Origin of the sequence: Brevibacillus sedimenti (assembly GCF_020923495.1) — a bacterium.
Lineage (GTDB): Bacteria > Bacillota > Bacilli > Brevibacillales > Brevibacillaceae > Brevibacillus > Brevibacillus aydinogluensis.
Window position 1 is genome coordinate 3781996 of the sequence record NZ_CP064048.1, and the last position, 15330, is coordinate 3797325.

General features: G+C 55.9%; 17 protein-coding genes. 3 read left to right on the forward strand and 14 right to left on the reverse strand.

Features of this window, described 5'->3' with window-relative positions; genetic code table 11:
- Window positions 1-191: 191 nt before the first annotated feature.
- The 6 genes from sigE to IRT44_RS18525 all read right to left on the reverse strand — a co-directional run bounded on the left by sigE (window position 192) and on the right by IRT44_RS18525 (window position 5512).
- Window positions 192-914 carry an RNA polymerase sporulation sigma factor SigE gene (sigE, locus tag IRT44_RS18500; RefSeq protein ID WP_171564363.1) on the reverse strand — a complete coding sequence of 241 codons (723 nt, stop codon included), beginning with the start codon at window positions 912-914 and terminating at the stop codon, window positions 192-194.
- Between the two features lies 1 nt (window position 915).
- Window positions 916-1875 (reverse strand): sigma-E processing peptidase SpoIIGA, encoded by a 960-nt coding sequence (spoIIGA, locus tag IRT44_RS18505; protein ID WP_171564364.1) that lies wholly within the window; start codon window positions 1873-1875, stop codon window positions 916-918.
- A 201-nt stretch (window positions 1876-2076) separates the two neighbouring features.
- A complete protein-coding gene (gene cobU / locus IRT44_RS18510; RefSeq protein ID WP_212131841.1) occupies window positions 2077-2643 on the reverse strand; it encodes a bifunctional adenosylcobinamide kinase/adenosylcobinamide-phosphate guanylyltransferase in 567 nt (188 codons plus the stop codon).
- A gap of 43 nt (window positions 2644-2686) precedes the next feature.
- A complete protein-coding gene (locus IRT44_RS18515) occupies window positions 2687-3466 on the reverse strand; it encodes an ABC transporter ATP-binding protein (protein ID WP_171564366.1) in 780 nt (259 codons plus the stop codon).
- A 4-nt stretch (window positions 3467-3470) separates the two neighbouring features.
- A complete protein-coding gene (locus tag IRT44_RS18520; RefSeq protein WP_171564367.1) occupies window positions 3471-4508 on the reverse strand; it encodes a FecCD family ABC transporter permease in 1038 nt (345 codons plus the stop codon).
- Window positions 4508-5512 carry an ABC transporter substrate-binding protein gene (locus IRT44_RS18525; protein ID WP_171564368.1) on the reverse strand — a complete coding sequence of 335 codons (1005 nt, stop codon included), beginning with the start codon at window positions 5510-5512 and terminating at the stop codon, window positions 4508-4510. The genes IRT44_RS18520 and IRT44_RS18525 overlap by 1 nt, the downstream gene beginning before the upstream one ends.
- Window positions 5513-5856: 344 nt before the next feature.
- On the opposite strand from IRT44_RS18525, the gene IRT44_RS18530 reads away from it, so the two are divergent.
- From IRT44_RS18530 to IRT44_RS18540, 3 genes are all read left to right on the forward strand, one after another.
- Window positions 5857-6210 (forward strand): YmaF family protein, encoded by a 354-nt coding sequence (locus IRT44_RS18530; protein ID WP_230077167.1) that lies wholly within the window; start codon window positions 5857-5859, stop codon window positions 6208-6210.
- A 148-nt stretch (window positions 6211-6358) separates the two neighbouring features.
- Window positions 6359-6655 carry a helix-turn-helix domain-containing protein gene (locus tag IRT44_RS18535; protein ID WP_171566349.1) on the forward strand — a complete coding sequence of 99 codons (297 nt, stop codon included), beginning with the start codon at window positions 6359-6361 and terminating at the stop codon, window positions 6653-6655.
- Between the two features lie 17 nt (window positions 6656-6672).
- Complete coding sequence (locus IRT44_RS18540; RefSeq protein WP_230077168.1) at window positions 6673-7518, forward strand: IS3 family transposase; 846 nt, start codon at window positions 6673-6675, stop codon at window positions 7516-7518.
- 74 nt (window positions 7519-7592) lie between these two features.
- Here IRT44_RS18540 and ftsZ read toward each other — a convergent pair whose 3' ends face one another.
- From ftsZ to murB, 8 genes are all read right to left on the reverse strand, one after another.
- Complete coding sequence (gene ftsZ, locus IRT44_RS18545; RefSeq protein WP_171564370.1) at window positions 7593-8738, reverse strand: cell division protein FtsZ; 1146 nt, start codon at window positions 8736-8738, stop codon at window positions 7593-7595.
- A gap of 152 nt (window positions 8739-8890) precedes the next feature.
- Window positions 8891-10141, reverse strand: a complete 1251-nt coding sequence (gene ftsA, locus IRT44_RS18550; protein ID WP_171564371.1) for a cell division protein FtsA — start codon at window positions 10139-10141, stop codon at window positions 8891-8893.
- A gap of 139 nt (window positions 10142-10280) precedes the next feature.
- Window positions 10281-10628 carry a small basic family protein gene (locus tag IRT44_RS18555; RefSeq protein WP_171564372.1) on the reverse strand — a complete coding sequence of 116 codons (348 nt, stop codon included), beginning with the start codon at window positions 10626-10628 and terminating at the stop codon, window positions 10281-10283.
- 1 nt (window position 10629) lies between these two features.
- Window positions 10630-11379, reverse strand: a complete 750-nt coding sequence (locus IRT44_RS18560; protein ID WP_171564373.1) for a DUF881 domain-containing protein — start codon at window positions 11377-11379, stop codon at window positions 10630-10632.
- 17 nt (window positions 11380-11396) lie between these two features.
- Window positions 11397-12104 carry a DUF881 domain-containing protein gene (locus IRT44_RS18565; protein ID WP_171564374.1) on the reverse strand — a complete coding sequence of 236 codons (708 nt, stop codon included), beginning with the start codon at window positions 12102-12104 and terminating at the stop codon, window positions 11397-11399.
- A gap of 33 nt (window positions 12105-12137) precedes the next feature.
- Window positions 12138-12929 (reverse strand): cell division protein FtsQ/DivIB, encoded by a 792-nt coding sequence (locus tag IRT44_RS18570; RefSeq protein WP_171564375.1) that lies wholly within the window; start codon window positions 12927-12929, stop codon window positions 12138-12140.
- 169 nt (window positions 12930-13098) lie between these two features.
- Window positions 13099-14355 carry a UDP-N-acetylglucosamine 1-carboxyvinyltransferase gene (gene murA, locus IRT44_RS18575; RefSeq protein WP_171564376.1) on the reverse strand — a complete coding sequence of 419 codons (1257 nt, stop codon included), beginning with the start codon at window positions 14353-14355 and terminating at the stop codon, window positions 13099-13101.
- 15 nt (window positions 14356-14370) lie between these two features.
- Complete coding sequence (gene murB, locus IRT44_RS18580; protein WP_171564377.1) at window positions 14371-15276, reverse strand: UDP-N-acetylmuramate dehydrogenase; 906 nt, start codon at window positions 15274-15276, stop codon at window positions 14371-14373.
- Window positions 15277-15330 lie beyond the last annotated feature (54 nt).

A 15330-nucleotide genomic window follows, 5' to 3' on the forward strand; every position in this document is an offset into this window, starting at 1 on the left:
AGCAAGAAAGTTCCCAACCCGGTTGTCTTGAAAGGCCGCGTACCGACGCATCGCCGGATGAAAGAAAACTCGGCGAAGGCCGAGCTTTGCGGCGAGAGCGAGCCGTGTATAGGCGGTTGTACGAGCAAGTGGCGTTACCACTCTCTGGCACGGTTTAGGAACAGTATCTCCTTCGATTGGGAAATTATGCGCTACACCATTTTGTTGAATTCTTTTCGCAACCGTTTTATAATTCGCTTTTCCAGACGGGAAATGTACGACTGGGAGATGCCCAACAGATCGGCGACGTCCTTTTGCGTCTTCTCTTCTTCTCCCGACAATCCGAAGCGCAGCTCCATGATGATGCGTTCTCTCTCTGTCAGCTTATCCAGCGCTTTTTTCAGCAGCTTGCGGTCCACCTGGTCTTCGATGTTCTTGTAAATGGTGTCGTTGTCCGTCCCCAACACGTCGGAGAGCAAGAGTTCGTTGCCGTCCCAGTCGATGTTGAGCGGTTCGTCGAACGACACTTCCGAGCGAATCTTGTTGTTCCGCCTGAGGTACATGAGAATTTCGTTTTCGATGCAGCGGGAAGCGTAGGTGGCCAGCTTGATGTTTTTCTCCGGATCAAACGTATTGACCGCCTTGATCAAGCCGATCGTCCCAATGCTGACCAGATCCTCGATGTTGATCCCCGTGTTCTCAAATTTGCGGGCGATGTACACGACAAGCCGCAGGTTGCGTTCGATCAGCATGCTGCGCACGGCGGGATCGCCGGACGGCAGCCGGCTCAGGAGAATCTCTTCTTCTTCTCTGGTCAGCGGCGGCGGCAGGGCTTCACTTCCCCCTATGTAGTAGATCTCTTCGGCGCGTGCACCAATCCACAGCAGGAAACGGTACCAGAGCAATTGGAGTTGCAGGCGAAGTTTCACATACATACTAGCCCTCCTGTTCGCGTAAGGGAGTTAGGTTTTGGTCATCGCTTTGTATGATGGCGGGGTGCACGATGGCTTGATACCGGCCGTCGGCGGCCAACGGGATCGGATTGAGACCGATCAGCACCTTCCTGGCAAGGTAGCGGGCGCCATTTTGCACGACAATTACTTCGTCCGGCTTGACGGCGAGCAGAAAATCCATCCCTCGGGACACGCTGCGGTAGGGAATCAGCCGCAGCCGCGACTGCCATTCGGCGGGCACCTGCTCGAAGACCCCGTCCAGGTTTTCCCATGCCGTTGGGCTGCCGATCCGCTGACGAAGCGAAGCCGGCAGGATATGGGCAACCAGTTCGCTCTCCACAATCATCACCGGCTGGCGGGTAATCGGTTCGTGGAGTTGGTTGCCGGTGTCCACCAGTCCGCGACAGACGACGCTTTCCCCTGCGATCGTCACCGTCACCTCGGCGAGGAACGCCTCGATCCGTCGCGGCTCTTGAACGGCATGGTAGCTCTTCCGGCTGAGGACAAAGACGAGGGAAAACCCCATGGCGAGAACGCCCAGCGTCGGTTTGAACCCGACACCGAAGCCGTCACTGTGGAGAGTCACCAACCCGTTCAAGATCTCGTTGTGTGAGGCAAGGAAATACTGCAGGCCAAACACCCCGCCGCCGAAGATGAAGGCCACGAAGTAGAAAATGGCGAGATTGTGCAGAAAGGCTCGCAGTCTTCGATTGCCAAACGCGATCCACAGCATGAGAACGGAAAACAACAGCTTCACGGTCCACTGGTACATCGAGGCGAAGGAAGGGAGAAAGAAAAACGCCAGGTACATCGACCCGAACAGAGAAGCAAGCAGGATCCTCCACCATATAACCCGCTCTTTGCGAAAATAGGCCGTAAACCAGAGCAGCAAGGTATCAATGGCCACATTCAGGAGTAAAATGATATCAAGATAGACGATCATCTGCCTTCACCCCCGCCCGGCAAAGACAGTATATATCAATGTGTATGTAAAGTCTGTCAATTCTTGACCGTGTTTTTTCGGATTTTTTGTAGAAGGGACCAGGCGGGGGCTGAGGGCAATTTCGTGCGGGGCACAACCCCTAAAATAAAACGAAAGGGCTGTCGTCACGATGTGTACGACAGCCCTTTATTGTTTTGATCGTCACGGGCGAAAGGCGCGCGATTTCAGCTCCACCGGAATGCCTGCTGTCACCAGAAACACCTGGTCGCTCGCTTCCGCCACCCGCTGATTCATGATGCCGGCCGCATCCCGGAACATCCTGCCAAGCGGATTGTCGGGAACGATGCCGTACCCCACTTCGTTGGAGACCAGCATGATCGTCCCCGGAAACGACCGCAGCACGTCCACCAGTTCGTCCACCTTTTCCAGCGTACGCTCCATCGGCTGCTCCTGTTCAAATTTCAAGAGCCAATTGGACAGCCAGAGTGTCAGGCAATCGACCAGGACCACGCGCTCGCCCGAGCCGATCGCCGGTTCAAAGGAGAGCCCGCGCAAAAAGCCGGCAAGGTCGTACGGTATCTCATGCGTCTCCCACGAAAAGGGCGACTGCTCGCGGCGCTGACGATGGCGGCGTACCCGCTCCCGCAGTTCCTCGTCAAAAACGGGGGATGTGGCGATGTACACGCCTTGTACCCCGAGACGGGCCGCGTACGTTTCCGCAAACGTGCTCTTGCCGCTCCGCGCACCGCCTGTAACCAGCACGATCATGCCCATTTCCTCCTCTCGTATCCGACACGCCGACGACACACTGCTAGCTGCATCCCGATTGCAGCAGGATTTGCGGCGATTGGCGCACCGGGTGTTCAATCACGATCGGCTGGGTGCCGTACACCTCCCGAATCACATCGGCATGCAATATCTCCCGAGGGGCCCCGATCCGACACGGCTGCCCCTTTTGCAGCAAAAGGAGCCGGTCGCAGTACAGCGATGCCAGATTCAGATCGTGCAGGACGGCGATTACGGTCACACCCTCCTGTCTCTGCCAGGCGCGGACCATATCCATGAGCTGCACCTGATAGCCGATGTCCAGGTATGTCGTCGGCTCGTCCAGGAGCAGAAGCCGGGGCTGTTGGACCATCGCCTTGGCCAAGGCCACCCGCTGCTTCTCCCCCCCGCTCAGCCATTCCAACGTGCGGTGCTCGAGGTCGCCCAACCCGAGCATCCGGATGATTGCGTCAACCAGCGAAGCGGCGTTCTCCCGCTCTTCCCCGAGCCAATTTTGATACGGATACCGCCCCATCTCCACCACGTCCCTGACGGTAAACCCGACCGCCGGCAGGGGCTCCTGCTGCAGCACGGCAATCCGGCGGGCCCGCTCCTTGCGCGAGTACGCTTCGAGCGGTCGGCCATCCAGCCAGATGTGCCCCTCATCGGGGGATTCGACGCCGGACAAAAGCTTCAACAAAGTGGATTTTCCGCTGCCGTTGGGGCCGATGATGCCGAAACACTCCCCGCTTTCCACGGAAAAATGAACGTCTCGCAGAATTGGCATGCCGTCGTACGCCTTACCCACTCCGTCAACCCGTACCATCCGTCTACCTCCTCGCCAGCCGTTTGTTTTTCTTCAGCAAATAGGCAAAGAACGGCGCGCCCAGAAAGGCGGTGACCACCCCAAGCGGAATCTCCGTCGGGGCCAGAATCGTGCGTGCCAGCGTGTCCGCCCACAGCACATACGCGGCACCGTATATCACCGACAGCGGCAGCAGCAGGCGGTAGTCCGGGCCTACCAGCAGGCGGACCAGATGGGGCACCACCAAGCCGACAAAGCCGACGACCCCGGCAATGGAAACGGCGGCGGCGGTCAGCAGGGCGGACACACACAGCACCACCAGTTTTGTCCGTTCCACATGAACCCCCAGGTGAGCGGCCTGTCTTTCACCCAGTGCAAACAGGTTTAACGTTCGGCTGTAAGCAGCCAGCACAATCAGTCCGCCACCAAGGTAGGGCACCAGCACGGACGAAAACGCCCAGCCCCGGTACGCCAGACTGCCCATCAGCCAGAAGACGATTTCGTTCACTACCTGATCGGAGAGCGAGACCATGAACGACACCAGCGATCCCAGGAATGCCTGAATGACGACGCCCGACAGCAGCAGGGTTTCGACGTGAAACATGCCGTTCGTGTTGGCCAGCCTAAGGACTGCCCACAGACTGACCAGGCCGGTCAGAAAAGCAGCGATGGGAACGGTCCATTGGCCGAGCAGGACAAACTGGAAGCCGAACAAGATGAAGAAAGCGGCACCGACGGCAGACCCCGAAGCCACTCCCAGGGTGTAAGGATCGGCCAGCGGATTGCGCAGCACGCCTTGGAAACCGGCGCCGGCCAGCGACAGACAAGCCCCGACGAGAACAGCCAGCATGATTCGGGGAAACCGCACTTTCATCACGATCTGCTCAGACGACGCCGGCCAGTCGGCAGGGACGTGCTGCCCGATCACTGGAAGTTGATGAAGCAGGATAGCCCACACCTGGGAGATAGGCAGGTGGGCCGCTCCCAGTGACAAGCTGACTACGACCGAGAAGAAAAGGAGCAGGCAGCCTGCTCCTCCCCAGAGAAACAATCGCGTTCTCATCATTTCACCCGATCCGGGTAAATCGCTTTGGCCACCTCATACAGCCCTTGGGTGATCCGGGGGCCCGGGCGGTTCAGCACATTCTGGTCAACACCGACGATCCGCTGATCGCGGACGGCTGTTATCTTGTCCCAACCGCTCCGCTTGCGGATGATCTGCTCCAGGGTCTGGCCGCTTTTATCATCTGTCACGCCGCTCGCATACAGGATCACGTCCGGGTCTTCGTTTAGCACCTTCTCCTCGCTGATCGGGTTCCAGCCTTCCATGTCGTTGGCGATGTTTACGCCTCCTGCCAGTGTGATCAGCTCGTCCATGAATTCACCCTTTCCGACGGTCCAACCGGGTGCGAATTCCACATACACCTTCTTCCGTTCGTTCGGCTTGACGTCCTGCACGGCGTTTTTCACCCGCTGGATGTCTTCCTTCATCTGTGCGACGAGCGTCTCCGCCTGTTCCTGCCGGTTGGTAATCTGACCGAACAGCAGGATGTTGTTCAGGATGTCCTCCGTCGTGCGGGGGTTGGTCTTCCAGACGACCAGGCCAAGCGAACGCAGTTTTTCCGCCACTTGATCCTGCATGGAAATACCCGTAATCACCAGGTCGGGCTGCTGGGCAATGATCGCCTCCTCATTGGGATTGACGATGCCCCCTACTTTCGGCTTGGCTTTGGCTTCCTCCGGGTAATCGTCATAATCAGAGACGGCCACCACACGGTCGCCCAACCCCAATGCAAACAAGATTTCCGTTTCAGCCGGGGACGTGGAGACAATCCGCTCCGGCGCCTTGGCAAACGTATAGGCGGTGCCGGTCGCATCTTTCAGCGTGAGGGGATAACTCGTCTGTTTGGTGCCGGCAGTCGTTTTCTGGCCTGTATTCTGATCTGTGCCGACCGTCGCCGGCGCAGGCGCCTGGTCCGAACCGCCCGTGGTCGGTCCGCTGCCGCCGCAGCCGCCAAGCAGCGCCACGACCAGCGCACCCGTTACAAGCCACAGGGATCGTTTCATCGTTCACTCTTCCTTTCCATATGTATAAATGTATAAAAACTTTCTGGCAGCCCACCGTAAAGCGAAAAAACCCTTTGCATCCGCCGGGAAACAAAGGGTCAGCAAGCACCCGCTGCCGGAATACGATTCGATAGGTATGCGTCAAACCCGTCTGTCATTATATCATTGAGGCGGCAAAAAAAGAAGATACACGGCAAGGGAAAAGCTGCCGTGATCCCTCCCGGAGACGAGATTCCGTACGTTCTCGCAGAATTTGTCGTGATGCGATAGGCATCTACCGTTTCCAGATTTCCCCGGATGGCATGTTATGTAGAAACGTCATTCTTTTGAAAGGCGGTATTCTCTTGCGAAAAAAACGGTCCGATCAGCACACCCATGCCATCGATTTCATTCGCTTCTCCGACACTCCGGGACACATTCATGCGTATTCGACCCGCACCAGCTTCAACCACGGTCATCGCCACCAGGTGCGGGGACGAACGTCGGGGCCCTACCCGGTCCCGGGCAGGGGTCACGTCCACTACTACGAAGGCGTCACCTCGTTTGACGACGGTCACGTTCACTATTTTCGCGGATGGACCAGTCCGCCCATTCCGCTTCCCGGCGGCGGCCATTATCACACAATTGCTGGTGAAACGACGCTCAACGATCGGCATATCCATTCTTACCGGGGACGCACCAGCGAAGGCTACCGCTGACACATCGACGAAGGCTGCCACTGACCCGTCTGCCGTCCGGCGCAGACAATCAAAAAAACCTTGTTCCCCAAGTAGAGTGCACCCCTTAAAGTAGACATTGGAAAAACCCCTTGGGATAACCGATGTTACTTTAAGGGGTGAATTTTTTATGGCTATCAAAGGTCAAAAGTTCAAGCATTATCCTTTGTCGTTGAAAATGGAGGCAATACGATTGCATGTAGAGGAGAAGTGGACATACAGACGTATCACTGAGCATTTAGGAATCCAGGATAAGGATCGAGTAAAAAAATGGATGCGGAAATACAAACAACTTGGGGAGTTCGGTCTTTTGGATCAGCGTGGACGACGTCCAGAGTACATCGATCAAGATCGACATGTGAAAAAATTGAAACGGGAGAACGAAATTCTAAAAAAGTGTTTGGAAATCTGGATGCGGGAGGTGTAAGAAAAAAGTATCGTGTGATGGAGAATGTGGCAGCATTGTACCCGATTACCGAACTCTCCAAACTTCTTGGTGTATCGAGGAGTGGGTATTATCGATATCTTGCACAGAAGGAGTGGGATAGAGACGGAGAACTGAAACAGCAGATTCAAACCATCTATGATGAACGAAAAGGAATATATGGGTATCGAAGAATTCAAGCGGAACTCCTTCGTCAATACGGCAAGGTTGTGAATCATAAGAAGGTGTTACGGCTCATGCAAATTCTTGGGCTGAAAGCCATTATTCGTGGCAAACGAGCGTATCGGAGCACGTATCGAGCGGCTGAATCAGATGGTCGTGTTGCCGAAAATTTGTTGAAGCGTGACTTCACAGCCGAGAAACCGAACCAGAAGTGGGTCACCGATGTTACCCAGTTTCGTGTAGGAGATCAACGTATCTTCTTATCTGCGATTAAAGACTTGTTTCACAACGAAATCGTGGCGCACCATGTGAGCTTACACAATGACAATGTCCTTGTCCTAGAGACGTTTCGGAAAGCATTTGAAAAGCATAAGGACGTGACTGGACTGATCGTACACAGCGATCAAGGCTTCCAGTACACGTCCCATGCATACCACGACATGCTGCAAAAGGTTGGCGCCCGAATCAGCATGTCCCGAAGGGGCAATTGTTTAGACAATTCCCCTATGGAGAGTTTCTTCTCGCACTTAAAGGCAGAAGCTCTCTATCCTTATGATATTCGAAGTTTGGATGAGGCGCAAAGACGAATTGAGGAGTACATTCGTTTTTACAATGAGGAGCGTTTGCAAATCAAATTAAATAAGCTGACGCCAGTCGAGTACAGGCGTCAGCATGCGGCCTAACGGCCGGGGGTTTTTTAAGTGTCTACAAAATGGGGTCTTGACCAAAGAGGAACAAGGTTTTTTTACGTCCGTCCCTATTTTTTGTTGCGACGGCGGTTGCGCAGAAACGCCGGGATGTCCAGGTTGTCCAGATTGCTCATGGAGAAGAACGATTTTTCTTCTTCCTCCTCCTTGCTGCGGACCGTATTGGTATTGGAGATCGGCGTCGGACGGTTGGTCGCAATCGGCTGCTGTTGCGTACGACGGGCTGCAGCCGCCTGTTTTTGGTTGTCTTCAAAACCGGTGGCGATAACCGTCACGACAATCTCGTTCTTCAATTCCTCGTTGATGACGGCACCGAAGATCATGTTGACGTCCGGATCGGCAGCGGACGACACGATGTCGGCAGCTTCGTTCACCTCATACAGGCTGAGATTGGTACCGCCCGTAATGTTCATCAGCACGCCGCGAGCACCATCGATTGACGTTTCCAGCAGCGGGCTGGAAATGGCACGGCGAGCTGCCTCGGCCGCACGATTTTCTCCGCTACCCACCCCGATGCCCATCAGGGCGGAGCCGCGTTCGGTCATGATCGTCTTCACGTCGGCAAAGTCCAGGTTGATCAGACCGGGCACCGCAATCAGGTCGGAAATGCCCTGCACACCTTGGCGCAAAATGTTGTCCGCCTCGCGGAACGCTTCCAGCATCGGTGTGTTTTTATCCACGATTTCCAACAAACGGTCGTTCGGAATCACGATCAGCGTGTCCACTTTTTCCTTCAGTGCGGCAATCCCCATTTCGCCCTGCATGGCACGCTTGCGCCCTTCAAACGAGAACGGACGGGTAACCACGCCGACAGTCAATGCGCCAAGTTCCTTCGCGATTTCAGCAACGACGGGAGCGGCACCGGTACCGGTACCGCCGCCCATCCCTGCGGTCACAAACACCATGTCTGCGCCGCGCAAGGCGTTCTCGATCATCTCGCGGCTCTCTTCTGCCGCTTTTTTACCGATTTCCGGGTTGGCCCCGGCACCCAGGCCGCGCGTCAGCTTCTCCCCGATCTGCAGTTTGATTTCTGCATTGGACAGTTGAAGCGCTTGCGCATCCGTATTCAGGGTGATGAATTCCACTCCTTTGACGCCGCCAGCAATCATACGGTTCACCGCGTTGCTTCCGCCACCGCCGCAACCGATTACTTTAATTCGCGCAAAGGATTCCATCTCCATATCAAATTCCAGCATCTTGCTAGTCCTCCCCAATTCAACATGAGAAAAGCTTTGGCTGATGAAGCCTGCGGGGAATGCGGCAGACGGCCGTATTAGTTGGCCGCAGCGGGACATTGTCAATCCTCTGCCGATTCGCCCGATTTAAAATGTTTTGCGGTTGCAGTCGGTTAGATAAACTCGCTGAACCAGTTTTTCACTTTCTCCATGAAGCCGCCGCCTTCCTTCGGCTTGGAAACGGCCTGCTTCTGCACCGCTTTAATCGGAGCGGTGTTGTTTACGTTGCGCCGCTCCAACTGCTGCAGGGCGTACTGAATCAGACCCACGCCGGTGGTATAGGCGGGGTCCCGCACCCCGATGTAATCCGGGATGGCGATGCGAACCGGCGCGTCCAGTTCTTCCTTGGCCAGCTCCAGCATGCCCGGCATCGCCACGGTCCCCCCCGTAAGCACGTATCCGCCGGCGATTTGATCACGAAAGCCCAGCTTGTACACGGCCTCATCCACGAGGTTGAAAATCTCCGCCGCACGCGGTTCGATGATTGTGGCCAGATCCACCTGGGTAAACTGTTTTTCCACATCGCTGCCGATGCGGGTCACTTTAAAGGTGACGTCGTCGGAAGCTTCATCAATCAGGGCACAGCCGTGCTTCATCTTGACGCGGTCTGCCACGTCGGTATGCGTGCGCAGGCCAAGCGCAATGTCATGGGTGATATGGTCTCCACCGATGCCAATGACGGTGGTGGCCGCCAGTTTCCCATGTTTGAAGACACCGATGGTTGTGGAACCGGCACCGATGTCGACGAGGACGACACCCATGTTCTTGTCGTCCTTGGAAAGCGCCACGGTGCTGGAAGCAAGCGGCTGCAGGAAAATTCCCGCCACACGCAGGTTGGTGCGTTCGGCGCAGCGCACAATGTTATGTACGACCGTTTTCAGGCCGGTTACAATTGTTCCTTCCATTTCCAGCCGGACGCCGATCATGCCGCGCGGGTCCTTGATGCTGCCTTGTCCGTCCACGATGTATTCATTCGGTACGACCTCGATTATTTCTCGGTCAGGCGGAATGGCAACAACTTTCGCTGCCTGAATGACGCGTTGAATGTCTTCCTCTCGTATTTCACGGTCCTCGCTGGAAACAGCGACAACCCCTTGAGTTTCATGCAGCTCAATGTGGTTCCCGGTTATACCGACATACACTTCGTCTATCGATACTCCTACCATGCGTTCTGCATGGTCAACAGCTTCCCGGATGGCATGCACGGTTTGGTCGATGTCGACGATCACGCCCTTTTTGATTCCTTCGGAGTGGGCCTGGCCGACACCGATGATGTTGATGGAACCGTTGTTGACCTCGCCAATCATGACGCGAACTTTGGACGTTCCTATATCTAGGCTGACGATAAGTTCATTACTTACCAAACCTGTGACACCTCCCCTGCTACGACTTTCGTCATCGAGTAGTGAATCCATCTGCGTAATTTATTCCACACAGGACTACCATTCCCTTTTTTTCATCATGAATTTTTGTAAAAATATGACCTTCCTCCCAAGAACCACCCTACTCCTGCTCGTTGATCCAGCGAGACAATACGATCCGGCGGATGACCGCCAGATTGTTGAACAAGCGGACCCCAAACGCAACGATGGCTGCCAGGTACAGGTCAATGCCGAGAAAACCGCCCATAAAGGCCAGCCCGGCCGCAAACAGCGTGTTGAAAAAGAAACCGGACATGAAGATGCGCACGTTGAACGTACGTTCCAGATACGAGCGGATGCCGCCGAAAATCGTGTCCAATCCGGCCAGGAGGGCGATGGAGAGGTAGCTAGAGTATTCCTGCGGCACGCGCCAATCCAGCAGCAAGCCGACAGCGATGCCGACAATCAAACCGACGAGCGGGAGCCACATGTTACGAATCTCCTTTTTCTTTGACAGGTTTCATGTATTGGATGACGTGCGGCTCACGATTGGCGGGAATGACAAGCTTGTCCCGCTTCTCGGCCACAATGGTCTTGTTGGCGAGCTTGAAATTCTCTTCCACGCCCTCCAGCTTCAAGGCGGACAGGAGCACATCCGGCTCCCCCAGCGCCTTCAATTCATACGGCGGCTGAATCGTCTTCGTGTCGACCTGAATGGCGTCGCCGACCAAGCGGATGGACGTTGTGGCGATCAGACGGTGTCCGTTGATGGAAACCGCTTGAGCGCCGTTGGCAAAAAGGATGTTGACAAGCCAGCGCAAATCCTCGTCGTCGACCGTATAGCCGCCTGCAACCGCTTCGTGAGAGGACATGTCCACCGCCGGATCGGCCGGCGGCTGCTCTGCTTCCACGATACGCAGCTCAATCCCTTCTCCCTCCACGCTGACCATGCCCGCCATGCGGCGGTTGCGTTCCAACTCTTCCTTCATGACGGAGATGCTTTCGTTTTCGTTGAGAGCCGTCTCGTACTGATAGTAGAGCTGATTGTATTTGGAAATATCGGCCAGCAGATTCTTGTGTCTTTCTAGCTCTTTTTGCAGCGTCGTGCGCAGTTCTGCGATGCTGCGGGACTCCTTCTGCACCGGATGCAGGTTGCTGCGAAGCTGTACCGTCAACATAACACCTATGATAGCACTAATAAAGGCGAGAATAAACGTGATTTTACGGTTTTTTTGCGACATGGAAAATGCTTCCCCCGTCAGGAGTGTTTGGTTTTGGCGTCACCGACAAAGGCAGGCAGGACCACCTTGTCCTTTTTTGCCACCTCGATCTGCACGAAATCCCGCAAGGTGCTGAGGACGCCGCCCGGCAGATTAAGTGCGCTTTCCAGCGTGTTCGGATCGCCAATGGCGGTAATGACGAACGGAGCGGCTGACTTGATGCCGTTGACGATGATCGTGGGGCCGACACAGCGGATGGACGAGTTGCTGACCAGTCGCTGGCCGTTGATGCTGATTGCTTCGGCTCCGGCAGCGCGCAGTTCGTTGACCACCAGGCGCACATCCTGCTCGTGGACGATGTAATTGGTCACATCAGCGCTGCTGGCCGCATTTTGACTGTCCTGCATCGTCACGACGACGCCCGGTCCCTCGACCGGCACGACGCCGGCCATCATCCGCGCCGCTTCCAACTCGCTGAGAATCGCCGCCGCTTCCGACTTGCGCTGAGCCATCGCCTCCTCCACCTTGCCCACCTGACGCTGCAGGTCCAAGAGCTGGTCCTCAAGCTGGCGGTTCTGCTCCTTCTCCGCCAGGATGCGCTCGTTGAGCTGTGTCTCCTGCTGAAACTGCTGGTCGTTCATGCGTTCCGTCCGCAGCAGTTTGGTCGTTTCGATCGAAGTGGCGATGAGAAACCCGGTACAGAACGTGACGATGGTTAAATACAACTGAAACTTGTGACGACCCATTGGCTGCTTCCCCTTTTATACAGTACTAAGACACTACGACTGTGGAGGCTGTGTATCACCGGACTGCAGCGGGATGGGCGCATCCGGCGTTCCGTACGGCACAAACCACGGCTGCTCAAACAGCGAGAGCACTCCCTTGACGCCCTGCGGCAGTTCCTTGGCAATCGTCGGATACCAGTTGAGCATGGAGTCCAGTTTGTGCAGCACGCTGCGCACTTCGTTGCCGTCGCGCATGTAGAGCGTCACGCGCTGCTTGTCGTACGCCGTGGGCGTCAGCGTGATGTCGGAGATTTCACCAAGCACACCCGGCGACAACTTGGCCAGCGCCTTCGCGAGCTGCGGGAGCAGTTCCGGTGCCGACCAGGAGCTGATCAGCGGCCTGTCCACCACGCGATTGGCAAAATTGACCTGCTTGAGCACCCGCCCGTTTTCCAGCAGCGGATAACGGCTGCCGTCCGGTCCGTTCCAGAATGCCACACGCCGATACTCCTCAACATGCAGTCGAATCACGCCGGGAAAGGAACGCTCGACGGACACGTCCTTGATTCCCTCCAGCGGCTTCAGGCTTGTCCGCACATCGGATTCCCACACGTTGAGAAACTGCATCCCGATGACCAGACCGGAGTTCTTCACAACTTGCTCGGCAGGGTAGATATCGTTTCCGTACACTTGAATCTGCTGAACCTTGCTGTATGGTGAGCGAATAAACACGATGACAAGGATGATCAGAAAAAACAAGCCGAGCAGAAACACCAGCTTGCGGTTGACTCTGCGCTTGGGGCGCTGTTCCTTGACATGCGGAATGCGTTCTTCGTATACCGCCATGAGCCTACCCTTCCTCAATAAGCTGTCGCACGCGCAAGAACATGAAATGCGCGGCGACTGCGTACATATGGTTTACACAAAAAATGGATGTTCATGGATTATCTGACACCGTACAAAACAGGGAAAGCGGCATATCCTTATGCCGCTTGTCACTCTACAACCACCTGAACTATGTCGACGTGCGGGTAATCTCTGCCCCAAGCTGGCGAAGCTGCAATTCCAGCCGTTCGTACCCGCGGTCGATGTGATGAATCTGCGTTACCGTTGTGGTGCCTTCCGCGGCCAAGCCGGCGAGCACAAGTGCGGCACCTGCCCGTAAATCGGTTGCTTCCACGTTCGCAGCCGTCAGTTTGTTGACGCCGCGAATGATCGCAGAACCCAGGTCGACGTATACGGAGGCGCCCATTCGCGCCAATTCGTTTACATGTTTGAACCTTCCCTCAAATATGGTTTCCTTGATGACGCTCGTTCCCCTGGCCTGCGCCAAAAACACCATCAATTGCGCCTGCAAATCCGTCGGAAACCCCGGGAAGGGAGAGGTGATGATCCGTTCGTAAGCGCGGGGTCGAGTCGTACTCTTGATTTCCATTATATCATGGTGGGTCTTGATTTCAACACCACAGCTACGGGCTACCTCGATCAGGGCGGTGAGGTGTTCGGGAATGGTGTTGGTCAGCTCGATATGACCCTGGGCGATACCTGCCGCCAGCAGAAAGGTGCCCGTCACAATCCGGTCCGGAATGATCCGGTAGCTGACCGAACGCAGACGCGTAACGCCGGTGATCTCGATCGTATCGGTGCCGGCGCCGCGAATCCGCGCTCCCATGGCGTTCAGGAAATTCTGCAGGTCAACAATCTCCGGTTCACGCGCCGCGTTGCAGATGCGCGTCGTCCCCTTGGCGAGCACTGCCGCCATCATGATGTTTTCCGTCGCTCCCACGCTGGGGAAGGACAGAAAGATGTTGGTCCCGCGCAACTGCTCCGCCCGAAACGTGATGTAGCCTTCCGCTTCTTCGATTTTTGCACCCAGTGCGGACAATCCCGCGAGGTGCAGATCAATCCGGCGCTCCCCGATATCGCATCCGCCCGGTCTGGATATGGTTACCTCGCCCAGGCGAGCGAGGAGCGGCCCCGCCAGAAATATGGAAGAACGCATCTGGCCCATCAGCTCATCTGGCACGTGCGGTACAGAGACAGACGTTGTATCCAGATCAACACATCCGTCCGCATGCTTCGCCTTGGCCCCCAAGGCCGTCAGGATCTTCAACATCACCTCGATGTCTTTGAGATGGGGAACGTCGTAGATATAAAATTGCCCTTCCGTCAAAACGGATGCGGCAAGGATGGGTAGGGCAGCGTTCTTTGCTCCTTGGATCCGAAGCGTGCCGGACAGAGGTCTTCCGCCATCGATCGTAAAAGTCTCCAAACTTTCACCTCCGTGTTACCCCTCGCCCACCACCAACACTTCCGGATGCATCTCGACGCCGAATTTTTCTTTGATCGTACATCTGATGTGATCCATCAGGGTGAGGACGTCGGCAGCCGTGGCCCCTCCGCGATTGACGATAAAGTTGGCGTGTATCTCAGAGACCTGAGCTCCTCCAATCTGAAAGCCTTTTAATCCGGCCGCTTCGATCAGCCGTCCGGCGTGATCTCCCGGCGGATTGCGGAACACGCTGCCGGCGCACGGCATCTGCAGGGGCTGCGTCTGCCGGCGGCGATCCTTGTACGCAGCCAGTGTGGCCGCAATCTCCTTGCGGTCGCCCTTGCGCAGACGGAAGCGCGCCTCAAGCACGATTCCCTTGCGCTTTTGCAGAAGAGACGTACGATAGCTGAAGCTCAGCTCTTCATTGCTCAACACCTTTACCTCGCCATTTTCGAAGAGTATCTCGGCTTCTAGTAGAATACGTGAAAGATCAGATCCGTGAGCCCCCGCATTCATGTAGACGGCTCCGCCTACTGTACCAGGAATGCCTCCCGCAAACTCCATGCCTGTTAACCCCATCTTGCCTGCCTCCACCGCTAGGCGGATCATGGAATATCCGGCACCCACACACACCTCTTCGCCCCTGAACTCGCAGTGACTCAAGCCCTCAGCCACCTTGAGCACGGCTCCGCGAATCCCTCCGTCCCTCACCAGAAGGTTGGAACCGCGCCCAATAACACTCCAAGGAATTTCGTGACGATGGATGATTTGCAAGGCTTTCTGCAAGGATGCTTTATCCTTGGGTTGGATTAACAAGTCAGCAGGACCCCCGATCCGCCACGTCGTATGGTTGGCGAGAGGTTCATTGGTCCACACTTTTCCAATACCTGCTTGCCTCAACTCATCTGCGATTTGTTTCATCTGTGAACCTCCTGATACACATGCTAGGTCGGACCTATGTCTTATCACGTGTTT

Excerpts from the sequence above, each read along its gene's own strand:
- IRT44_RS18570 (WP_171564375.1), bottom strand. The coding sequence starts at position 12,929 with ATGGCGGTATACGAAGAACGCATTCCGCATGTCAAGGAACAGCGCCCC.
- IRT44_RS18535 (WP_171566349.1), top strand. The coding sequence starts at position 6,359 with ATGGCTATCAAAGGTCAAAAGTTCAAGCATTATCCTTTGTCGTTGAAA.
- IRT44_RS18540 (WP_230077168.1), top strand. The coding sequence starts at position 6,673 with ATGGAGAATGTGGCAGCATTGTACCCGATTACCGAACTCTCCAAACTT.
- spoIIGA (WP_171564364.1), bottom strand. The coding sequence starts at position 1,875 with ATGATCGTCTATCTTGATATCATTTTACTCCTGAATGTGGCCATTGAT.
- cobU (WP_212131841.1), bottom strand. The coding sequence starts at position 2,643 with ATGATCGTGCTGGTTACAGGCGGTGCGCGGAGCGGCAAGAGCACGTTT.
- sigE (WP_171564363.1), bottom strand. The coding sequence starts at position 914 with ATGTATGTGAAACTTCGCCTGCAACTCCAATTGCTCTGGTACCGTTTC.
- IRT44_RS18560 (WP_171564373.1), bottom strand. The coding sequence starts at position 11,379 with ATGTCGCAAAAAAACCGTAAAATCACGTTTATTCTCGCCTTTATTAGT.
- ftsZ (WP_171564370.1), bottom strand. The coding sequence starts at position 8,738 with ATGCTGGAATTTGATATGGAGATGGAATCCTTTGCGCGAATTAAAGTA.
- IRT44_RS18565 (WP_171564374.1), bottom strand. The coding sequence starts at position 12,104 with ATGGGTCGTCACAAGTTTCAGTTGTATTTAACCATCGTCACGTTCTGT.
- IRT44_RS18520 (WP_171564367.1), bottom strand. The coding sequence starts at position 4,508 with ATGAGAACGCGATTGTTTCTCTGGGGAGGAGCAGGCTGCCTGCTCCTT.
- IRT44_RS18515 (WP_171564366.1), bottom strand. The coding sequence starts at position 3,466 with ATGGTACGGGTTGACGGAGTGGGTAAGGCGTACGACGGCATGCCAATT.
- IRT44_RS18525 (WP_171564368.1), bottom strand. The coding sequence starts at position 5,512 with ATGAAACGATCCCTGTGGCTTGTAACGGGTGCGCTGGTCGTGGCGCTG.
- IRT44_RS18555 (WP_171564372.1), bottom strand. The coding sequence starts at position 10,628 with ATGTGGCTCCCGCTCGTCGGTTTGATTGTCGGCATCGCTGTCGGCTTG.
- murB (WP_171564377.1), bottom strand. The coding sequence starts at position 15,276 with ATGAAACAAATCGCAGATGAGTTGAGGCAAGCAGGTATTGGAAAAGTG.